Below are 19,474 nucleotides of genomic sequence, written 5' to 3'. Positions count from 1 at the left end.
CTCCCTAGATCTTCTCTGCGCGTGGGTGATGCGGGACAATCGAACGATGGCTTGGCTCGAGATCGTGCGCACGGGACCGATGACCACGTTGCAGGATCACGGTCGCCCCGGATACGCGTCCATTGGGGTCAGCGAATCAGGTGCCGCGGACCGGGTCGCCCACGACTGCGCGAACCGGCTTGTCGGCAACTACCCCGACGCCGCCACGCTCGAAGTCACGCTCGGCGGACTCGCTGTTCGTGCCGACGGAGCGGTCTCGGTCGCCGTCAGCGGTGCACGCATGCCCATCACGGTGAATTCCGAACCCTGCTCCGCCTACACCATGCTCCACCTGCACACCGGAGATCTGCTGGAACTCGCCTATGCGTCCGAAGGCCTTCGCAGCTATCTGTCCGTACGCGGAGGCTTCGATGTGCCGGCGGTGATGGGTAGCCGCTCGACCGACACCCTGTCGTGGATCGGACCCGACCGCGTGGCCGAGGGTGACCGGCTCCCGGTAGGCAAGGAGGCGGGAGAGTGGCCCGCCGACGAATTCGTTCCCCCGCCGGCCACTCCCGAGGACCCGGTGGTGATGCGAGCCAGGCCGGGACCGCGGGACGACTGGTTCACCACTGCGTCCCTCGCGGCTCTGTTCCGCGAAACGTGGAGGGTCAGCCCCGACACCAACCGCATCGGGGCAAGGCTGGAGGGCCCAGGACCGCTGCACCGCTCCATCACAGACGAACTGCCGAGCGAGGCCATGGTGGCGGGGGCGCTGCAAGTTCCACCGAACGGCAGCCCCATCCTGTTTCTGACCGACCATCCTGTGACGGGCGGATACCCGGTGATCGCCGTCGTAGCCGAGGCCGACCTTTCCGTCGCCGCGCAGTTGCGGCCCGGTCACAGCGTCCGGTTCCACCGCGAAGTGTCATCGTCGATCTCGATGTGACGTCGGATGTGCGGATGGCGTGACATCTGAGTGCGGCCTACGATCGAGTCGAACCTTCTCGAGCGAGGGGGAGCTGTCCATGCAAGAAACGAATTCCGCCAAGAGCGGCGCCGAGGTTCTTCTGGAACAGTTGGAATCCCATGGGGTGGACTGCATTTTCGCCTCCCCTATCGCGGTGATGGCACCGATCTGGGAAACGCTTGCCCGGCGCGGAAACGACATGAGCCTGCGCTACTACCGCTGCCGTCACGAGCTCTTGGCGATCGGGCTGGCCGCCGGATACTACAAAGCCACCGGCCGAAGCCAGATAGTCTTCCTGCCAACGTCTATCGGAATCCAGAACGGATCCATGGGGTTGCATACCGCCCTGCAGGAACGCATACCTATGACCGTGCTCTCCCCCGATACCCTGACCTACGGCGAAGATCCGGCCACCGATCCCGGTCCGGAATGGCCTTCCCTTCTGGTTGATCTCGTCGGACCTGCCCGCAACGCTGAAGCCGTCACCAAATGGACCAAGCGGGCGCGGACGCCGTCCGAACTGGTTCACGAACTTCGCCGGGCCTGCTTCACGGCCCAATCGATCCCACTCGGCCCAACCGTTCTGGAGATCCCGTTCGACCTGTTGGTTGGTCGAAGCGACGAAGAAATACCGACCTGGGTTCCGCCCACGCCTGTTGTCGCCGCGCCAGAACAGATCGAGCAGGTGGCTCAAGTCCTCGCCGACGCGACCACCCCGCTGATCATCACCGAGCACGGCGCACGCACCATCGACCAGCGCGACACCCTGGTACGGCTGGCCGAGGCGCTCTCCGCACCGGTTTTCGAACCCATGTCTCCTGCGTATCACAACTTCCCTCGTTCGCATCCGCTGTACGTTGCCGGGCCGGTCGAACCGGTGCTGGGCGAAGCCGACGCGATCCTGCTGGCCGGCTGCAACGCACCGTGGCATCCACCGAAACTCGCCTTGCGTCCCGGATGCGCCGTCATTCACGTCGACGAGGATCCTATGCGGCCACGCGCAGCGTACTGGGGCTACCCGACCACCCACACAATTCCCGGCAGCCTCGCCCTGAACCTCGAAGCGCTCGCCACCGAAGTGAGCAAGCGATCGACAAGTCGACCAGAAACCGCCGAACGCTGGGCCCGCTACAGCCAGAGCGTCCGCGCCACGAGCGCCGAGGATGCCCAGCAGGCATCGGCACAGGCAAACGATTTCGTGCCGGCCGCCGATCTGTTCCGAGAACTGCACGACGCACTCCCCGACGACGCGATCTGCGTCAACGAAATCATCGAGGAAACGCCACAGATGCTGCAGTATCTCTTCGAGCGCAAACAGTTTCTGCAGTACCGCGGTGCCGCAGGAGCCCTCGGTACGAGCCTCGGCACTGCATTGGGTGTCAAGGTCGCGCGACCGCACCAGATCGTCGTCTCGATTCTGGGCGACGGGGCCTGGCACTACAACCCGGTTCCCGCCGCGCTCGGGTTCGCCCAGGAATACGAACTCCCGCTGCTGATCGTGCTCTGCAACAACCAGCAGTACGCATCCCAAACAAAAAACATGCTGAAGTACTACCCCGACAGCGCTGCGGTCCGGGAGGGCAACTTCGTCGGCAACGTCATCGAGCCCACTCCCGAATATGTGAAGGTCGCCGAGGCGTTCGGCGGCACCGGCGAGCGCGTCGAGACAGTGGGCGCACTACGGCCTGCGCTTCAGCGCGCCTTGGACACCACCCGTTCCGGGCGCACATTCGTGCTCGATGTCATCGTCAAACCTTAGCGACCCGCCGGAACGATCGGTGCTCTCAGTTGTCTAAGCGGTAGGCACGGCGGGCGTTCGCTGACGCGATCATACGTACGATCCGCCTGGCATCACTCTCAGACCAATCTCCTTGGGCCACTCTGTCTTCCACAACCGGCACGAGTGCCTCCCGGAACTGCATCGCGGCGACGCAATACAGTTCGGGCAGCCCGAAGGCGTCCGTGGAGAACAGCACCGAACCGAACGGTGCGAGCTCGAGCAATTCGGCCAGGATGCGGGTAGCTCCCCTGCGGCCGACGTTCTGTATCGCGAGTCCGACATCGACGAACACATGATCGAACACCTGCGCCAGGTAGCCCGCATGCCTCTGGAACGGGTAGTTGTGCAGCAGCATGATCGGCACACCCGCATCGGCGGTGGCGCGTAGCAGTGGCATGAGCAGCAACGGGTCCCCACGGGCCAGGTCGGTGTCGGCGTCGCCGTAGCCGACGTGAAACTGGATCGGCAGGCCCAGATCGACGGCGGTCCAGATCAGGAAACGAATCACCGTCTCATCGGTGAGCCGAATCGGCTTTCCGGCAGCGAACTCCGCCGCCCATCGAGCCGCCGCGGTGGAAACTGCCGCATCCGAAGGGCGTTCGGGGGCAAGACCTAGTCCCACACGATAGGCGGCAATGGATTTGAAGGCGACCGCAGTGCGAGCCGCATCCGCGAGACTCGCTCGGCAAGCTTCCGCGAAGGTGTCGGCGCTGTGCGAAGCGATCACCTCCTCGGCCACCAACTCGAGCCGGACCACCTCGTACGCCCTCGCGCCGGCGTACGCGGCCAGTCCGTGAGGCGTCGTGACCTGATCGGGTAAGAACCCTGTGTCGACCAGGAATTCGGATATTCCGGTCGCGCGCATCAGGCGCCGCGTAACTTCGTCGACACCGAGTTCGTTGCGCCGTTCGATGTATTCGTCGGGTTCGGAGTGAGGTGCCATGTCGAGGACTGGCGCGCACAACCGACGTACCGAGAATCCGATCTCCGTGTCGAACAGACTCCCGTGCCACGGCCCTGGTGCAGCGGCCTCGCACAGCAACGACTCGAATGCCGCTCTGTCGAGCGGTTCGCGCATCACGCCGTGGCAGTGGTGATCGACGAGGGACACGGCGGCGACGGCCTCCGCAATGGAGCCGCCATCGAGGGCCCACGGCATTTCGTCAGGGAATGGTGCCACCCTGCCATTCTGCCGCCGACCGGGCCCGATGCAGTGCATCATGGCCGCGATCGCGCTGCCAGGGGGTCGACAACGCATCGGCATGCCCCGGCAACTCACCACCAGTCCCGCTTGCGGTTCGGGACGACGACCTCGTCGAAGGCCGAAGTGTCGCCGCGTTCCCATTCGAGGCGACGGTGGTCGAGGTGAGCAGCGCCGACACGCCGCGCGCGGCGCATGGCGAGGCGGTGTCCGACCTTGTCGCGACACAGGTCGCACGAACAGATGTTGACACCGGTGTATGCGAAGGACCAGGAACACCGCGTTCTAGCGGACTGAGGCTCGTAGGCGGGAGTCTCGGGAAGATCGCAGCCAACGCCGCGGCACGAGTGCCACGGCTCGGGTTCGAGCTCACGGCGAACGAGACGGACATAGAAAGGGGAGTGTGCATCGGTACGGGACAAGGCAATGCCTCTCGGTGCTCAGGCGCCCCGGCCCGCTACCCCCGGATGAGGACGGACCGGGGCGACGATTGAAGCACCGCGCCCAACGCCTGCCGCCAACGGCGGCGTAGTCCCGTCCTTTTCATCAGATCGGTCCTGCCACAGCCTTCTGGCCCGGCGGCGGATTCAGCCCCTACGCCCGCGTGCGATGTCGGCGAGCACGACGCCTGCGGCGACGGACGCGTTGAGTGACTCCACTGGCCCTGCCATCGGAATGCTGAGGATGGCATCGCAGTTCTCACGGACGAGGCGCGACAGGCCCTTGCCCTCGGAACCGACGACGACCACGATCGGACCGGTGCCGTCGAACTCGTCGAGCGTGGTGTCGCCGCCCGCGTCGAGGCCGACCACCTGGACGCCCTTGGACGCCCAATTTTTCAAAGTGCGGGTGAGATTGGTCGCCCGAGCGATAGGCAAGCGGGCCGCAGCTCCGGCGCTGGTACGCCATGCCACGGCGGTGACCGCCGCGCTACGCCGCTCCGGGATCACCACCCCATGCCCACCGAATGCCGCGACCGAACGTACGACGGCGCCCAGGTTGCGGGGGTCTGTGATGTTGTCGAGTGCGACGAGAAGCGGAGCTTCGTGATGCTTACGCGCCTCGGCGAGCAAGTCGTCCGGATGCGCGTAGCGGTATGGCGGCACCTGCAACGCGATGCCTTGATGCATACCGTTGGCGCTGAGCCGATCGAGATCGGTCCGCGGTACCTCGAGAATGGAGATTCCCGCATCGGCGGCCCGCTGAACAGCTTCCTTCAGGCGATCGTCGCTCTCGGCTCCTACTGCGACGTACAGGGCGGTTGCGGGAACTCCGGCCCGTAGACACTCGACGACGGGATTGCGGCCCAGCACGTTCTCGGGTCCGTCGAGAACCTTCCGCCCCTGGCCCTGACGACGACTCGGATGCTTCTCTGCTTCTCTCGCTGCACGCGCAGCCCGCTTGGCGGCGGGATGCTTGGTGCGAGCTTCGGCGGGCGGTGTGGCGCCGCGGCCTTCCAGCCCCTTACGGCGCCGACCACCGGAACCTACTACCTGTCCCTTCTTGGTGCCGGACTTGCGGACGGCTCCGCGCCTACTCGAATTTCCAGCCACTTCTACCGTCCTGTCCCGAGAGACCACTCCGGTCCGTTGGGTGTGTCTACGACCTCGATGCCCGCCCGAACGAGACGCTCACGCACCTCGTCGGCCACAGCCCAGTTCTTGTCGGCGCGAGCAGTCTCCCTGCGCTCTAGTTCGGCCCGAACCAGTACGTCCAGGGCCTCGGTTGCCGCAGACGTGTCCGCGGTCTGCTCAGTCCAGTGTTCATCGAGCGGATCGGCACCGACAATTCCCATCATGGCCCGAACTTGTGATGCGATCACCCGCGCATCCTCGAGATTCCCGTTGTCGAGAGCGATGTTGCCCTCTCGCACCTTGCCGTGCACCTCGGCCAGCGCCGCCGGGACAGCAAGATCGTCGTCGATCGCACGCCCGAAAGCCTCTGTCCATCGGCCGACCGATACCTGGCCGGCCCGCTCCTGTGTTCGGGTGATGAACGACTCGATCCGGCGGTACGCCGCTGCGCCCTCCTCGAGTGCGGTGTCGGAGTACTCGAGCACCGAGCGGTAGTGCGCGCTACCGAGGTAGTACCGAAGTTCTTGCGGCCGAACCTTCTCCAGCACATTCGGCACCGAGAGGACATTCCCGAGCGACTTCGACATCTTCTCGCCGCCCATGGTGACCCAGCCGTTGTGCAGCCAATACTGCGCGAAACCGTCACCCGCACACTTGGCCTGCGCGATCTCGTTCTCATGGTGAGGGAACACCAACTCGACCCCACCACAATGTATGTCGAACGACTCGCCCAGATAGAACTCGGCCATGGCCGAGCACTCGAGGTGCCAACCCGGACGTCCCCAGCCCCACGGCGTCGGCCACGAAGGCTCGCCCGGCTTCGCCGTCTTCCACAGCGTGAAGTCGCGTGGATCGCGCTTGCCGCATCCGTCACTTTCCCCCTGGTGAACGTCGTCGAGCTTGTGCCCAGAAAGGCTTCCGTACTGCGGATAACTACGGACGTCGAAGTAGACGTCGCCTTCCGCCGCGTATGCATGGCCGTTGTCGATGAGTCGCTGCATCATCTCGACCATTTGAGTGATGTGGCCTGTTGCACGCGGTTCGATGGACGGGGGCAGCACGTTGAGTTGCTGATAAGCCCAGATGAAGGACCGTTCGAATGTGGCGGCCCACTCCCACCACGGCCGTCCGGCCTCGGCGGCCTTGTTGAGAATCTTGTCATCGATATCGGTCACATTGCGAACGAATGCCACGTCGTAGTCGTGCGCGAGCAGCCAGCGGCGCAGCACGTCGAACGCAACTCCACTGCGTACGTGACCGATATGAGGGTCTCCCTGCACCGTGGCGCCACACAGGTACACCGATGCGTGTCCAGGGGCCAACGGAACGAAGTCCCGCAAGGTCCGCGTCTCGGTGTCGAAAAGGCGTAGGGTCACGACCAGCGATCTTACCCGGCGTCCTGACGGCGAATGACCAACGCGGTGGCCATCGCAGCTATCCCTTCTCCGCGCCCGGTGAGGCCGAGGCCGTCGGTGGTGGTTGCCGACACCGAAACCGGTGCGCCCAGAACGGCGCTCAGTACTTCTTGCGCCTCGCCTCGCCGTGGACCGATCTTCGGACGATTCCCGATCACCTGGACAGCCGCATTTGCGACGTCGAAGCCGTCCACTTCGAGAAGCCTGCGCACTTCCGCAAGCATCGCCGCCCCGCTCACACCCGACCACTCGGGCCGGCCAGTTCCGAAGACGGAACCGAGATCACCGAGGCCGGCAGCCGAGAGCAGTGCATCACATAGCGCGTGGACGGCCACGTCGCCATCGGAATGCCCCGCGCAGCCGGACTCGTCCTCGAACAGCAGTCCAGCCATCCAGCACGGACGTCCCTGCTCGATCGGGTGAACGTCGGTACCGATTCCGACTCTCACTAGCGTGTCCCTTCTTCGACCAACGCACGGGCCAGCAAGAGGTCCAGAGGTGTTGTGATCTTGAACGCTGTGGGTTCCCCCACGATGCTGCGGACCCGTTCGCCGAGTCGCTCGACCAATCCGGCGTCGTCGGTCGCGACGCCGTTCGCCTCTGCGTAGGCCCGGCGGAGAAGTTCCGCGGTGAAGCCCTGCGGTGTTTGCACGGCCCGCAACTCGGACCGTTCGGGTGTGCTGGTAACCGCACCGAGAACGTCGACCGTCTTGATCGTGTCCGAGACGGGTAGGACGGGAATCACCGCGGAACGCCCGGAGCGCAACTCCGCGACGACGCGCGCGATGAGTGAAGGTGGTGTGAGAGCGCGCGCGGCGTCGTGCACCAGCACGTACCGCGCATCGTCCGCTACTGCCAGGCCGGCACGAACCGAGTCCGTACGCTCACTGCCACCAGCCACGACAGTGACGTCGCCGGACATCATGGCCTGTGTCGCCTCGACCATCTCTTCCGGCACGATCACGATCACGCGGTCGACGGCCCCCGACCGTAGGAGGCCATCAACCGCGTGGATGAGCATCGCCTTCCCGCCGAGATCAACGAATGCCTTGGGTTTACTTTCACCCAAACGCACACCCTGACCAGCGGCAGGAACCAGCGCAACGACAGGACCCTGGGATCGGGTCACCATTGTTATCGCGGCGGTCTAGGACGCGGCCGCGAGAACCTCGTCGAGGATTGTCTCCGCCTTGTCGCTGTCAGTGCCCTCGGCCAACGCAAGTTCGCCGACGAGGATCTGCCGCGCCTTCGCGAGCATTCGCTTCTCTCCCGCGGACAGACCGCGATCCTGCTCACGACGCCACAGGTCACGAACGACCTCTGCGACTTTGTTCACATCACCTGAAGCGAGTTTTTCGAGATTCGCCTTGTACCGGCGAGACCAGTTGGTGGGTTCTTCTGTATGCGGTGCCCGCAGGACCTGAAAGACCTTGTCGAGGCCTTCCTGACCGACAACGTCGCGAACGCCCACGTACTCTGCGTTTTCTGCTGGAACCCGGACGGTGAGATCGCCCTGAGCAACCTTGAGAACGAGATATTCCTTCTTCTCACCCTTGATGGTGCGGGTTTCAATAGCTTCAATCAATGCCGCACCGTGATGGGGATATACGACGGTGTCTCCGACCTTAAAAATCATCTGTCCCGTGCCCCTTTCGATCTTACGAGTTTAACACGCGTCCGAATACTGGTCGCATCAACGGCGCAGGTCAGGGGCTTCGTCGCCCGATTCTGGGGGTTGACACGGGCCGCAATACGTGCATGGCGCACGTCTGCAAAAGGCCGATCGGCGGCATCAAAGCGCGCGCGGGCAGCCATTGTGAGCACCCTGAGAGCAGGCCGCACAGGGGAACTACTACTCTTCATAGTCGGAGTGCGAACCTGAAACTGGAGGACAATTCGTGACTGCTCTCGACAAGTCGACTCGCCGAGTCGCTACCGCCGTTGCTCTCGCTGCCGGCGCGGCCCTCACGCTGTCAGCTTGCAGTGCCGGTCAGATCACCCAGACTTCGAGTCAGGTCGCCGCAGTGAACGGCAACAAAGCCGACGGCGGATCGATCGCGCTGCGAAACGTGCACGTGGTGTACCCCAACTCCGAGGCATACAGCATCGAACCAGGTGGTACCGCAGTCCTTGCCTTCACTGCGATCAACAACAACGAGTACATCGCCGACAGGCTTCTCGGGATCAGCACCGATTTTGCGGAGGCTGTGACAATCGCCGACACCACGGGTGGACCGGAGATCGAGCCACAGTCTGCACTGGCCGCCGGACTGCCCGCGCAGGACGCCGCGCAGAGCGCCGAAGCGGAGGCCCAGGCAACTGGAAGTTCGACCGCACCCGCCGACCTGTTGCTGGTCACGCTCGACGGCCTGAGTGAAGGCGTGCGACCCGGCCTCACCTTCCCCGCCACCTTCACGTTCGAAAACGCCGGCGACATCACCGTCCCCGTTCCTGTCGACGCAGGCCCCGAGACCGAGCGCCACATCTCCGACAAGTCCGGTGGTGAAAGCGGAGCGGTCGGTCACTAGAGGCAGTTTCGTCCGTCCGCTGTCGGACCCGATACCTAGTCTGACCGGGTGGCCAAACCGAAATCCGTCTTTCGCTGCTCGTCATGTCAGTGCACGGTTCCCAAGTGGGTCGGACGCTGCCCGGAATGCGACAGCTGGGGTTCGATCGACGAGGCACAGATCGCTGCGCCGGTTGCCAGCCGAACCGGTGCCTCGCTGGCTAGAGCTGGTGCCGGTGCTGTTCTTCCGTCCAGCCCGGCCACGCCGATCACCCGGATCGACGGCACGTCCACCCGCGCCAAGCCGACGGGCATCGGCGAACTCGACCGTGTCCTCGGCGGCGGCGTGGTACCTGGTTCGGTCGTCCTTCTTGCGGGAGAACCCGGCGTCGGCAAGTCGACGCTGTTGCTCGAGGTCGTTCACCAGTGGGCTCGGCGAGGCCCCGACGACAAGTCCCTCTACGTAACAGGTGAGGAATCCGCTGGGCAGGTACGGCTTCGCGCCGACCGGACCGGCGCAGTGCACGAGAGGGTCTACCTCACCGCCGAATCCGACCTCGCGACCATCCTCGGCCATGTGGAGCAGGTCGGCCCCACCTTGTTGATCGTCGACTCTGTCCAAACCATGTGCGCTGCGGACGTCGAAGGCGCCATCGGCGGTGTCACCCAGGTGAAAGCAGTTACCAGCGCGCTCACATCCCTCGCGAAGGCGAGTGGCGTACCCGTGCTGCTGATCGGTCATGTCACGAAGGACGGCGCCGTTGCCGGTCCACGATCGCTCGAACACCTCGTGGATGTGGTCCTGCATTTCGAAGGCGACAAACACTCCACCCTCCGCATGGTGCGCGGCGTGAAGAACCGATTCGGTGCGGCGGACGAGGTCGGCTGCTTCGAACTGCACGAAGATGGCATCAGCGGAATCAGCGATCCGTCAGGGCTCTTCCTGCACCACCGCACCGAAGCCGTCCCCGGGACGGCCGTCACGGTCATGATGGACGGAAAACGGCCGTTGCTCGGCGAAGTCCAGGCCCTCGTCGCCGCAACATCCATGCCCGCACCTCGGAGGGCGGTGAGCGGACTCGACAGCGCTCGCGTTGCCATGGTGCTGGCAGTGCTCGATCGGCGGTGCGGGGTGCCCATCGCAAAGAACGACGTCTACGCAGCAACCGTCGGCGGCATGCGGATGACCGAACCCTCCGCCGATCTCGCCCTCGCTCTCGCCGTCACGTCCGCAGTGAGGGACAAGCCCGTCCCGGACGGACTCGTGATCCTCGGTGAAGTGGGGCTTGCAGGGGAGATTCGTCGAGTGCCGGGGGTGGGGCGGCGCCTCGCCGAGGCGGCCCGTCTGGGATTCACCCGCGCCCTGGTTCCCCTCGACTCCGGGGCGCCTCCGGTCGGCATGAAGGTCACCGAGGTCGGGAACCTCGATGCGGCTATCGCCGCAATGCGAGGCTGACCTGCCTCGGTTTCTGCAGGCCCCCGGCGGACGCCGTCCACATGCGCACCGCGGTCGTGCTGTTGGATGAGACGCGGATTCCCATGGTGGACAGGTAATCTGTGTGCGAGTCCGAACCAATCTTCACCACGGCACTGCATGTGGCCTCTACCTCGGCGGGAGTACTGGGCGATGAATGATGCCGCGTCGTCGCCTGCGCTGCGCGAAACAATTGCCCGGCTGGCTCCTGGAACGGCCCTTCGTGACGGCTTGGAACGAATTCTGCGTGGCCGCACGGGTGCCCTGATCGTGCTCGGCTACGACGCACAGGTGGAAGAGATCTGCGATGGCGGCTTCGAACTGGATGTGGAGTTCGCCCCCACCCGGCTGCGCGAGCTGTCCAAGATGGACGGCGCCGTGGTCCTGTCCACCGACGGCTCCCACATCGTGCGCGCCAACGTCCAATTGGTCCCGGATCACACGATCCCGACAGTCGAGTCCGGCACCCGGCACCGCGCCGCAGAACGAACGGCCTTGCAAACCGGCTACCCCGTCGTATCGGTGAGCCAGTCGATGAGCATCGTGAGCGTGTACGTCGGCGGTATACGGCATGTCATCAACGGATCTGCCACGATCTTGTCACGGGCCAACCAGGCGGTCGCCACCCTCGAACGGTACAAGACACGCCTCGATGAGGTCACCCGGCAATTGTCGCTGGTCGAAATTGAGGATTTCGTCACGGTGCGGGACGCCCTGACCGTGGCACAGCGCCTGGAAATGGTGCGTCGTGTCTCCGTCGAAATCGAGCAAGACGTGCTGGAACTGGGCACGGATGGGCGCCAACTGGTACTGCAACTCGAGGAACTGGTCGGGGACAACGACACTGACCGAGAGATCATCGCGCGCGACTACCTGGCCGCCCCGGGCCCTACAAAGACCACCGACGTCGAGAAACTGCTTTCAACGCTCGACCTGATCACAGACGTTGAGCTTCTCGACCTCACAACTTTGGCCCGAGTATTCGGATATCCGGGAACCGTAGAAGCGCTGGAGGCCCCTGCCAGCCCTCGCGGCTACCGTGTCCTGACTCGAGTGCCCCGTCTGCAGTTCGACCAAATACACAGTCTTGTAAAGTCTTTCGGAACCCTGCAAGAACTCCTTGCCGCGACTGCCGCCGATTTGGAGTCCGTGGACGGGATCGGCGAATCGTGGGCAAGGCACATCCGAGAGGGCTTGTCCAGGTTCGCCGAGACATCGATCTCCGGCACGTACGACTAGGTTGCCAACTTCATCCACCCGAACCGGACCACCCGCCAAAGGTTTCCAACGCCTCCCGAATCGCATCCAGGTGGCCGGCCATGGCCTGCGCGGCCTCGTCGTAGCTTCCGGACTCGATCCCGGCCACGATCCGCGCGTGCTCGTCGTTCGCCTTTTCCCTGCGGCCGTCAGGCAGGCTCACCATTCCGGACTGCCGGGTGAGCGTCTCCCGGATATCGACAATCACCGATTCGAAGACGCGGTTCCCACTGATCCGGGCAATGAGCCCATGCAATTGCACGTCCAATGAGACCCATGCCAGTGGATCATTCTCTTTTCTCATCTGGTCCAGCAGGCCCCGCAGCTCCGCGACATCTTCGTCCGAGTGCCGTTTCGCCGCCCACCCCGCAGCGGGAATCTCAACATGCGGCCGCGCCTCGACGAGTTCTCGAGCCGCGTAGTTGCCGAAATCCGTTTGGCGGGTGATCGAATTGCTGACCACGAATGTGCCCAGTCCCGACTTCGTCTCGGTGAGCCCGAGCGCATGACAGGAGCGAAGGGCCTCGCGAATCACCGAACGACTGACGCCGTGCCGGGCAGCCAACGACGTTTCCGACGGAAGTCGGTCACCAATCGCCAGCTCACCGGATGTGATCGCGTTACGAAGGTCGGCCATGACCGCCTCCGCAGCGCTGACGCGCGCGGTGGAAGGTCGCCTGCCTGCCCAGCTGTCTGACAGGTTCATGCCGACATTGTTCTCATCATCCGACAGCACAGTCAACTCGGTGTGTGGCCAGGGTTGACGCCTACGCGTGACCGGGGTAACAATGGCGCCTGTCTGACAGCCTGGCAGGTGGACTGCCCGGCAGTTCGATCGAAATATTGCCCCATGCGGGACCCCTCCGGGGTCGCCGCCGCCCGTCACTACACGAAATGTTCGTGCAATTTGCACAACACAATCTGCACAACAAAGCTCATGCAAGTCCACGTGAGGAAAAATCAAGTGCTCGAAACGCGAACGGAAACTGATTTGCTCGGTGCACGCGAGGTGCCCGCGGACTCGTACTGGGGCATCCACACGCTGCGTGCCGTCGAGAACTTCCCCATCACCGGGCGACCGATCTCCACGAACCCAGAACTGATCCGGGGACTGGCGTTCGTCAAATGGGCCGCGGCGATCGCCAACAGGAAGCTCGGCATCCTCGACCACCGTCGCGCTGCGGCAATCGGCCAGGCGTGCAAGGAGATCGTCGATGGCCGCTGGCACGATCAGTTCATCGTCGACGTCATCCAGGGCGGAGCCGGAACGTCGACCAACATGAACGCCAACGAGGTAATCGCCAATAGAGCACTTGAAATACTCGGCCACGGGCGCGGAGAGTACGAGGTACTCCACCCGAACGAGCACGTGAATCTGAGCCAGTCGACCAACGATGTCTACCCCACTGCGATCAATATCGCGACGATCTTCGCGATCGGGGACCTTCTCGACGCACTTCAAGCGCTCCAGGACGCGTTCGCGACCAAAGCCGTGGAGTTCGCGGACACAGTCAAGATGGGGCGCACCCAACTCCAGGATGCTGTCCCGATGACGTTGGGGCAGGAATTCACCACCTACTCGGTCATGATCGACGAGGACCGCGAGCGACTCAGCGAGGCCTCACTGCTGGTTCACGAGATCAATCTCGGTGCCACGGCTATCGGCACAGGGTTGAACGCGCCCGTCGGCTACGCGGAGGCTGCGTGTGAGACGCTCAGGGACCTCACCGGGCTGCCGCTCGTGCTGGCCGTCGACCTTGTCGAAGCCACCCAGGACGTGGGCCAGTTCGTTCACCTCTCCGGGGTGCTCAAGCGGATCGCGGTCAAGCTGTCCAAGGTCTGCAACGACCTCCGCCTGCTGTCGTCGGGGCCACGCGCCGGACTGAACGAGATCAATCTTCCACCGGTACAAGCCGGTTCGTCGATCATGCCGGGCAAGGTCAATCCGGTCATCCCCGAGGTCCTCAATCAGGTGGCCTACGAAGTCATCGGGAATGATGTGACCATCACGATGGCCGCCGAATCCGGCCAGCTTCAGCTCAACGCCTTCGAACCGATCATCCTGCACTCCCTGCACAAGTCAATGCGCCACTTCGGTGCCGCCTGCCGAATCCTGGCCTCCCGCTGCGTACTCGGCATCACGGCGAACACTGACCTGTTGCGCGCGCGTGTGGAAGATTCCATCGGACTCGCGACTGCGCTGAACCCACATATCGGCTACGCTGCCTCGACGCGAATCGCGCAGGAGGCGCTGATTTCCGGTCGCAACGTGGCCGACCTCGTGATTGAAGCAGGCCTGCTCGACCGTGACGAACTTGATCGACTTCTGCGCCCTGAACACCTCGCCAATCTGAGGGAGCCCGATCCGAGTCGGCAGGCGCCTGTCGCCCCGAACGTCACGATAGTGCCATGACCATCGAGAACGGCGACGTCGCCGAACTCGAAATCATCGCCGACGAGGAGAAGGGGTTCCACAAGGATCTGCACCCCAGACAGATCCAGATGATCGCGATCGGCGGCGCCATCGGCACCGGGCTGTTCTTGGGGACAGGTGGCAGGCTCAACGACTCCGGTCCAGCCCTGGTTCTCGTCTTCGCCGTCTGCGGAACCTTCGCGTTCTTGATCCTGCGGGCACTGGGCGAACTGGTCGTGCATCGACCCACTTCCGGCGCCTTCGTGTCGTATTCGCGGGAATTCTATGGCGAGAAGATGGCTTTCGCCACGGGATGGCTGTACTGGCTGAACTGGGCCATGACCGGCATCGTCGATGTCACCGCGGCCGCGCTGTACATGAATTTCTTCAAGAAGTACTGGGCGCCGATCGGGAACGTGGACCAGTGGGTGTTCGCCCTGGCCGCAGTGGTGCTCGTGGTCAGTCTGAATTTGTTGTCCGTCAAAGTGTTCGGCGAACTCGAGTTCTGGTTTGCGCTCATCAAGGTCGTTGCCCTGCTGGCATTCCTGGGTTTCGGAATCTACTTCCTGCTCTTCGGAACCCCGGTCGAAGGCCACGCGACGGGCTTCAGCCTGATTGCGGATAACGGGGGGCTCTTCCCCAACGGAATCTTGCCCGCCATCGTCGTGGTCCAGGGTGTCGTCTTCGCCTATGCGTCGATCGAACTCGTGGGTACCGCCGCCGGAGAAACGGAGGATGCGGAGAGGGTCATCCCCAGGGCAATCAACACGGTCATCATACGGCTCGTCGTCTTCTACGTCGGATCCGTTCTTCTGCTCGCGCTGCTACTCCCCCACACCGCGTACACCGCCGGCGAGAGTCCGTTCGTCACGTTCTTCAGCTCCATCAACGTCGAAGGCGCCGACGGCGTCATGAATCTCGTCGTCCTCACGGCCGCATTGTCCTCGCTCAACGCCGGACTCTATTCCACAGGACGGATACTGCACTCGATGGCGATGGCGGGCTCCGCGCCCTCGTTCGCAGCTCGAATGAACAAGAGTGGTGTCCCCTACGGTGGAATCGCCCTCACCGGATTCGTGGCAGTGCTCGGCGTCGGGCTCAATGCCATCGTTCCCGGCGAGGCGTTCGAGATAGTCCTCAACCTCGCCGCACTCGGAATCGTCAGCGCGTGGGCCGTCATCATCCTGTGCCAGTTGAAGCTGTGGAAACTCGCAAAAGACGGGGTACTCGTCAGGCCCCGTTACCGAATGTTCGGCGCTCCCTACACCGGTCTGCTGACACTGGTCTTCCTGGTAGGCGTCATCATATTGATGGCGCTGGACCGCCCCGTCGGAACGTGGACCGTCGGATCCATCGCAATCATCGCACCCTTGCTGGTGATCGGATGGTTCGGTGCGAGGAAGCGCATCCACGAACTGGCAGCGGAACGCCACCACCACGCCTAGCAAGAGGGAGCCTTCGTGCCCAAGATCGCAGTCGTCACCACCGGAGGCACGATCGCCAGCAGTCAGGACTGTCGTGGCGTCAGCACCCCAGTGATGACGGGTTCGGATCTCCTGCGTGACGTCGGGGCGGGAACGGATCTTCGGATCACGGACTTGATGTCGAAGGACAGTTCCAGCATGTCATTCGCTGACATGGACCGTGTGCGCGTTGCCGTCGTGGAGGAACTTCGCGATCCCGACGTCGATGCGGTGGTGGTGCTGCACGGAACCGACACCATGGAGGAGACCGCATTTTTCCTCGATCTCCACCATGACGATCCCCGCCCGGTGATCTTCACTGGCGCGCAAAGAACCTTCGACCATCCCGAATCCGACGCGCTGGCCAACCTCGCCGCCGCGATCACGGCGGGATCGGACCCTGCACTGCGCAGTAGCGGCGTATTGATCGGTTTTGGCGGTGCCCTGCATCGGGCACCGGGGACCCGCAAAGCCGATACGACGTCGCTCGAGGCGTTTCATTCCGTGCACGCCACCGAAACTCCGCAGCACCGGCTCGAGCCCTTGCCGTGGCATCCGATCGCCGGAACACGCGTCGACATCATCGCGATCTACCCCGGCACGGATCGGGTTCAGGTCGACGCGTGCGTGGCGGCCGGGGCCCGTGGCCTGGTACTCGACGCACTCGGGTCCGGGAACGCGAACCCTTCGATCGTCGCCTCGGTTCACGACTGCGTGGCCGCAGGCATTCCCGTCGCCGTTACGACCCGGGTTCCCCGGGGCCCGATCGCCCCTGCCTATGGCGGTGGCGGCGGCGGCCACGACCTCGCCGAGGCCGGCGCGCTCTTCTCCACACATCTCAGGGCCGGGCAGGCACGCGTGCTGCTCGCTGCGCTGCTTGCCGACCCCAACCGAAATGACGTCGAGAAGGAATTCGATCGGCGCTCACGTCTTGACGCTGCACCGAAGGTCAGCCCAGATTGAACGGCTCCGGCACGCTGCGGAGCTCACCCAACTGCCCCACGACCGTGTACGCGCCCGGAACCACAGGATCACGCTGCGGTGCCGGTTGCGCCAGGCAGTCGGGGGAGGAGGTCGTCGCGGACCAAGTCACCGTGAACTGGGCCTGCTCACCTGGGGCCAGAGAACGTATGTCGGGCTCGGACTGCGGGTAGCAGTCGATATTGGACCACAGGCGCAAAGCGCCGTCGATCGTGTAGACAAGCACTTGCTGAAGGCCACTGCCCAGATCGCGATCGCACGTCTCGGTCCCGATGTTCGTGATGACCGTCGTGAAGACCGGCTCTTCACCCGCCTGGTACGTCGGCTTGTCAGTCGCCACCTTGATGGCCAGCGACTGATCAGGGCACTGTCCCGGGATGGGTTGCCCTGCGGGTGGCTCACCCGGCGCCTCGCCGTCGGGTACCCCGCCAGGTGCCTCTCCGCTAGCGTTCCCGCCGCCGGGCGTCTCACCCTTCATGTTCCCGCCGCCGGACGCCCCGCCACTCGACTCGCCGGGACCGCCCGGTGACTGCGCTCCTGCTGCAGCACCGCCACCACCTGATCCATTGCCTGTGGTGGGCGAAGCCGAAGTTGTCCTCGTGGTCGACGCCGACGTAGTCATCGAAGAACTCGCGGCCACAGAATCGGCCTCTGAATTGCCGCCACTGCGAAAGGAGTTGATCAGCAAGACGATAAGCAGCACCACGACGATGACACCGCCGACCGCCAGCGCCCTGCGACGCCAATAGACCTCGGGGGGCAACGGCCCAGTCGGTTGCAGCACAGAATCAACGGTAGTTCGGTATCGCGTGGCAAGCGCGCAGCTGATGCGGCGTGTCGTGTTCAGTCACCGAGCTCACCCACATCCCCAACCGATCCCTGCAGCTGCAAACGACCGTCGGACAGCTTGTAGGTGGCACTCACGATGGCGCAGGTACCGCGCTCGATGCGGTCCGCAATGACGCGCGATCGCTGGGTCAGCAACGACCCGGTCTCGACGGCGTGACGTCCTACGAGCTCGTCGACTGTTGTCAGGCCCTCATCCCGGCCGATCAGGATCGACGGCGCGACCCGCTCGACGACGCTGCGGATGAATCCGTGCGGAACCTTGGCCTCGTCGATCGCGCCCAGCGTCGCCTTCACCGCGCCACAATGTTCGTGGCCTAGCACTACGATCAGCGGAACGTTCAGGGCCTCGACCGCGTATTCGATGGACCCGACAACAGCGTCGTCGATGACTTGACCCGCAGTCCGGACGACGAATATGTCGCCGAGTCCCTGGTCGAGAATGATCTCGGGCGCAACTCGTGAATCAGCGCATCCGAACACCACTGCGGTTGGATGTTGCGCGTCGACTAGTTTCTCGCGGTCGGCGATTCCCTGCCTCGGATGGATCGACTTTCCGTCGCCGAAGCGCTCGTTACCCTGTCGGAGGGAGTTCCACACAGAAGCCGGGTTGGATTGGGACATGGAGATATTGTGCACCAACCACGTTGCGACGTTCAGTGGGGAACCCTTACAGCGTAGGCAAATCCGGGTCGAACGGGAACGACGGAAATTGTAAGGAGAAGTAGGCGTGGACTCCTCCGCGTTGATCGGGTGGTACGAAGCCGAGGCCCGGGACCTGCCGTGGCGCCGCGAAGGCGTGAGCGCCTGGCACGTGCTGATGAGCGAGATCATGCTGCAGCAGACTCCCGTGATCCGGGTGGCACCGATATGGGAAGAGTGGGTCGAGCGCTGGCCCGTCCCCTCACTCATGGCAGCCTCCAGCCAGGCAGATGTGCTGCGCGCCTGGGGCAAGTTGGGCTACCCGCGCAGAGCCCTCAGACTGCACGAATGCGCAGGATTGTTGGCAGCCGAGCACGGCGACGAGGTACCGCGCGACGTCGAGACGCTACTGCAACTGCCCGGCATCGGCGCCTACACCGCACGTGCGGTGGCCTGCTTTGCCTACGGACAGCGCGTTCCCGTCGTCGACACCAACGTCCGCCGAGTCGTCGCCCGGGCTGTGCACGCAAGAGCAGAGCCGGGAAATCCCTCAACCAAACGGGATCTGGCCGACGTGTCTGCGCTTCTGCCTCGCGCCCGCGCACGTGCTGCTACCTTTTCTGCTGCTCTCATGGAACTCGGCGCCACAGTCTGCACCTCCCGCTCACCCGAATGCTCACGGTGCCCTCTGCCTACGTGCGCTTGGGTGGACTCCGGCCGTCCGGCGCACACCGGGCAGCGCCGCAAGGTACAGAAGTTCGAAGGCACCGATCGCCAGGTGCGCGGCAAGCTGATGGCGGTACTGAGGGAAAGTTCGGCGCCCGTCGAACGCATCCGGCTCGACGAAGTATGGATCGACGATCCCGGTCAACGCGACCGCGCGCTCCACTCACTTCTGGTCGACGGGCTCGTCGAGCAGACCGAGGACGGCCTCTTCGCACTCGCGGGAGAGGGTGGTTGAGCGGCGCTCGGT

The 19,474-nt window shown here is 64.1% G+C and carries 19 protein-coding genes; 9 read left to right on the top strand and 10 right to left on the bottom strand.

Going from position 1 to position 19,474, the window contains the following annotated elements; all coding sequences use genetic code 11:
• The first annotated feature begins 46 nt into the window (after positions 1 to 46).
• Together AB0I57_RS12670 and AB0I57_RS12665 are read left to right on the top strand one after the other, a co-directional pair.
• Positions 47 to 928, top strand: a complete 882-nt coding sequence (locus tag AB0I57_RS12670; protein WP_358335184.1) for a biotin-dependent carboxyltransferase family protein — start codon at positions 47 to 49, stop codon at positions 926 to 928.
• Between the two features lie 79 nt (positions 929 to 1,007).
• Positions 1,008 to 2,708: a thiamine pyrophosphate-dependent enzyme gene (locus tag AB0I57_RS12665; protein ID WP_358335181.1), complete on the top strand. Its 1,701-nt coding sequence runs from the start codon at positions 1,008 to 1,010 to the stop codon at positions 2,706 to 2,708.
• 25 nt (positions 2,709 to 2,733) lie between these two features.
• On the opposite strand, the gene AB0I57_RS12660 is transcribed toward AB0I57_RS12665, so the two are convergent.
• The 7 genes from AB0I57_RS12660 to carD form a co-directional block, all read right to left on the bottom strand.
• Positions 2,734 to 3,909: an amidohydrolase family protein gene (locus AB0I57_RS12660; protein ID WP_358335178.1), complete on the bottom strand. Its 1,176-nt coding sequence runs from the start codon at positions 3,907 to 3,909 to the stop codon at positions 2,734 to 2,736.
• Positions 3,910 to 4,004: 95 nt separating this feature from the next.
• Complete coding sequence (locus AB0I57_RS12655; RefSeq protein ID WP_358335175.1) at positions 4,005 to 4,127, bottom strand: hypothetical protein; 123 nt, start codon at positions 4,125 to 4,127, stop codon at positions 4,005 to 4,007.
• 390 nt (positions 4,128 to 4,517) lie between these two features.
• A complete protein-coding gene (gene rlmB, locus AB0I57_RS12650) occupies positions 4,518 to 5,483 on the bottom strand; it encodes a 23S rRNA (guanosine(2251)-2'-O)-methyltransferase RlmB (RefSeq protein ID WP_358335172.1) in 966 nt (321 codons plus the stop codon).
• A gap of 2 nt (positions 5,484 to 5,485) precedes the next feature.
• Positions 5,486 to 6,880, bottom strand: a complete 1,395-nt coding sequence (cysS, locus tag AB0I57_RS12645) for a cysteine--tRNA ligase (RefSeq protein ID WP_358335169.1) — start codon at positions 6,878 to 6,880, stop codon at positions 5,486 to 5,488.
• Between the two features lie 11 nt (positions 6,881 to 6,891).
• On the bottom strand, positions 6,892 to 7,368 hold the full coding sequence (gene ispF / locus AB0I57_RS12640) for a 2-C-methyl-D-erythritol 2,4-cyclodiphosphate synthase (RefSeq protein WP_358335166.1): 477 nt from the start codon (positions 7,366 to 7,368) through the stop codon (positions 6,892 to 6,894).
• Positions 7,368 to 8,048, bottom strand: a complete 681-nt coding sequence (gene ispD, locus AB0I57_RS12635; protein WP_358335163.1) for a 2-C-methyl-D-erythritol 4-phosphate cytidylyltransferase — start codon at positions 8,046 to 8,048, stop codon at positions 7,368 to 7,370. Before ispD ends, ispF begins: the two co-directional genes overlap by 1 nt.
• 18 nt (positions 8,049 to 8,066) lie before the next feature.
• Complete coding sequence (gene carD, locus AB0I57_RS12630) at positions 8,067 to 8,555, bottom strand: RNA polymerase-binding transcription factor CarD (protein ID WP_358335160.1); 489 nt, start codon at positions 8,553 to 8,555, stop codon at positions 8,067 to 8,069.
• 262 nt (positions 8,556 to 8,817) lie between these two features.
• On the opposite strand from carD, the gene AB0I57_RS12625 reads away from it, so the two are divergent.
• From AB0I57_RS12625 to disA, 3 genes are all read left to right on the top strand, one after another.
• Entirely contained in the window at positions 8,818 to 9,447 is a 630-nt protein-coding gene (locus AB0I57_RS12625) for a hypothetical protein (RefSeq protein ID WP_358335157.1), read from the top strand.
• A gap of 48 nt (positions 9,448 to 9,495) precedes the next feature.
• Complete coding sequence (radA, locus tag AB0I57_RS12620; RefSeq protein ID WP_358335154.1) at positions 9,496 to 10,881, top strand: DNA repair protein RadA; 1,386 nt, start codon at positions 9,496 to 9,498, stop codon at positions 10,879 to 10,881.
• Between the two features lie 171 nt (positions 10,882 to 11,052).
• On the top strand, positions 11,053 to 12,138 hold the full coding sequence (disA, locus tag AB0I57_RS12615) for a DNA integrity scanning diadenylate cyclase DisA (protein WP_358335151.1): 1,086 nt from the start codon (positions 11,053 to 11,055) through the stop codon (positions 12,136 to 12,138).
• Between the two features lie 10 nt (positions 12,139 to 12,148).
• Here disA and AB0I57_RS12610 read toward each other — a convergent pair whose 3' ends face one another.
• Positions 12,149 to 12,862, bottom strand: a complete 714-nt coding sequence (locus tag AB0I57_RS12610; RefSeq protein ID WP_358335148.1) for a FadR/GntR family transcriptional regulator — start codon at positions 12,860 to 12,862, stop codon at positions 12,149 to 12,151.
• Positions 12,863 to 13,120: 258 nt separating this feature from the next.
• Between AB0I57_RS12610 and aspA the strand changes: the two genes are divergently transcribed.
• Genes aspA through AB0I57_RS12595 form a run of 3 tightly spaced genes read left to right on the top strand, consistent with a single transcriptional unit; the run spans position 13,121 to position 16,995 of the window.
• Positions 13,121 to 14,569 (top strand): aspartate ammonia-lyase, encoded by a 1,449-nt coding sequence (gene aspA / locus AB0I57_RS12605; RefSeq protein ID WP_358335145.1) that lies wholly within the window; start codon positions 13,121 to 13,123, stop codon positions 14,567 to 14,569.
• On the top strand, positions 14,566 to 16,014 hold the full coding sequence (locus AB0I57_RS12600) for an amino acid permease (protein WP_358335142.1): 1,449 nt from the start codon (positions 14,566 to 14,568) through the stop codon (positions 16,012 to 16,014). The genes aspA and AB0I57_RS12600 overlap by 4 nt, the downstream gene beginning before the upstream one ends.
• Before the next feature lie 15 nt (positions 16,015 to 16,029).
• Positions 16,030 to 16,995 carry an asparaginase gene (locus tag AB0I57_RS12595; protein WP_358335139.1) on the top strand — a complete coding sequence of 322 codons (966 nt, stop codon included), beginning with the start codon at positions 16,030 to 16,032 and terminating at the stop codon, positions 16,993 to 16,995.
• Here the strand turns inward: AB0I57_RS12595 and AB0I57_RS12590 are convergent.
• Entirely contained in the window at positions 16,982 to 17,797 is an 816-nt protein-coding gene (locus AB0I57_RS12590) for a hypothetical protein (protein WP_358335136.1), read from the bottom strand. The two genes, AB0I57_RS12595 and AB0I57_RS12590, sit on opposite strands and share 14 nt — an antisense overlap.
• Positions 17,798 to 17,856: 59 nt before the next feature.
• Entirely contained in the window at positions 17,857 to 18,483 is a 627-nt protein-coding gene (locus AB0I57_RS12585; protein ID WP_358335133.1) for a carbonic anhydrase, read from the bottom strand.
• Between the two features lie 106 nt (positions 18,484 to 18,589).
• On the opposite strand from AB0I57_RS12585, the gene AB0I57_RS12580 reads away from it, so the two are divergent.
• Complete coding sequence (locus tag AB0I57_RS12580; protein ID WP_358335130.1) at positions 18,590 to 19,462, top strand: A/G-specific adenine glycosylase; 873 nt, start codon at positions 18,590 to 18,592, stop codon at positions 19,460 to 19,462.
• The last annotated feature ends 12 nt before the right edge of the window (positions 19,463 to 19,474 follow it).

This window comes from Rhodococcus sp. NPDC049939, assembly GCF_040656415.1.
Taxonomy (GTDB): domain Bacteria; phylum Actinomycetota; class Actinomycetes; order Mycobacteriales; family Mycobacteriaceae; genus Rhodococcus_F.
Note: the sequence above shows the minus strand (reverse complement) of the source record. Positions and strands in the feature narration are given on the sequence as shown.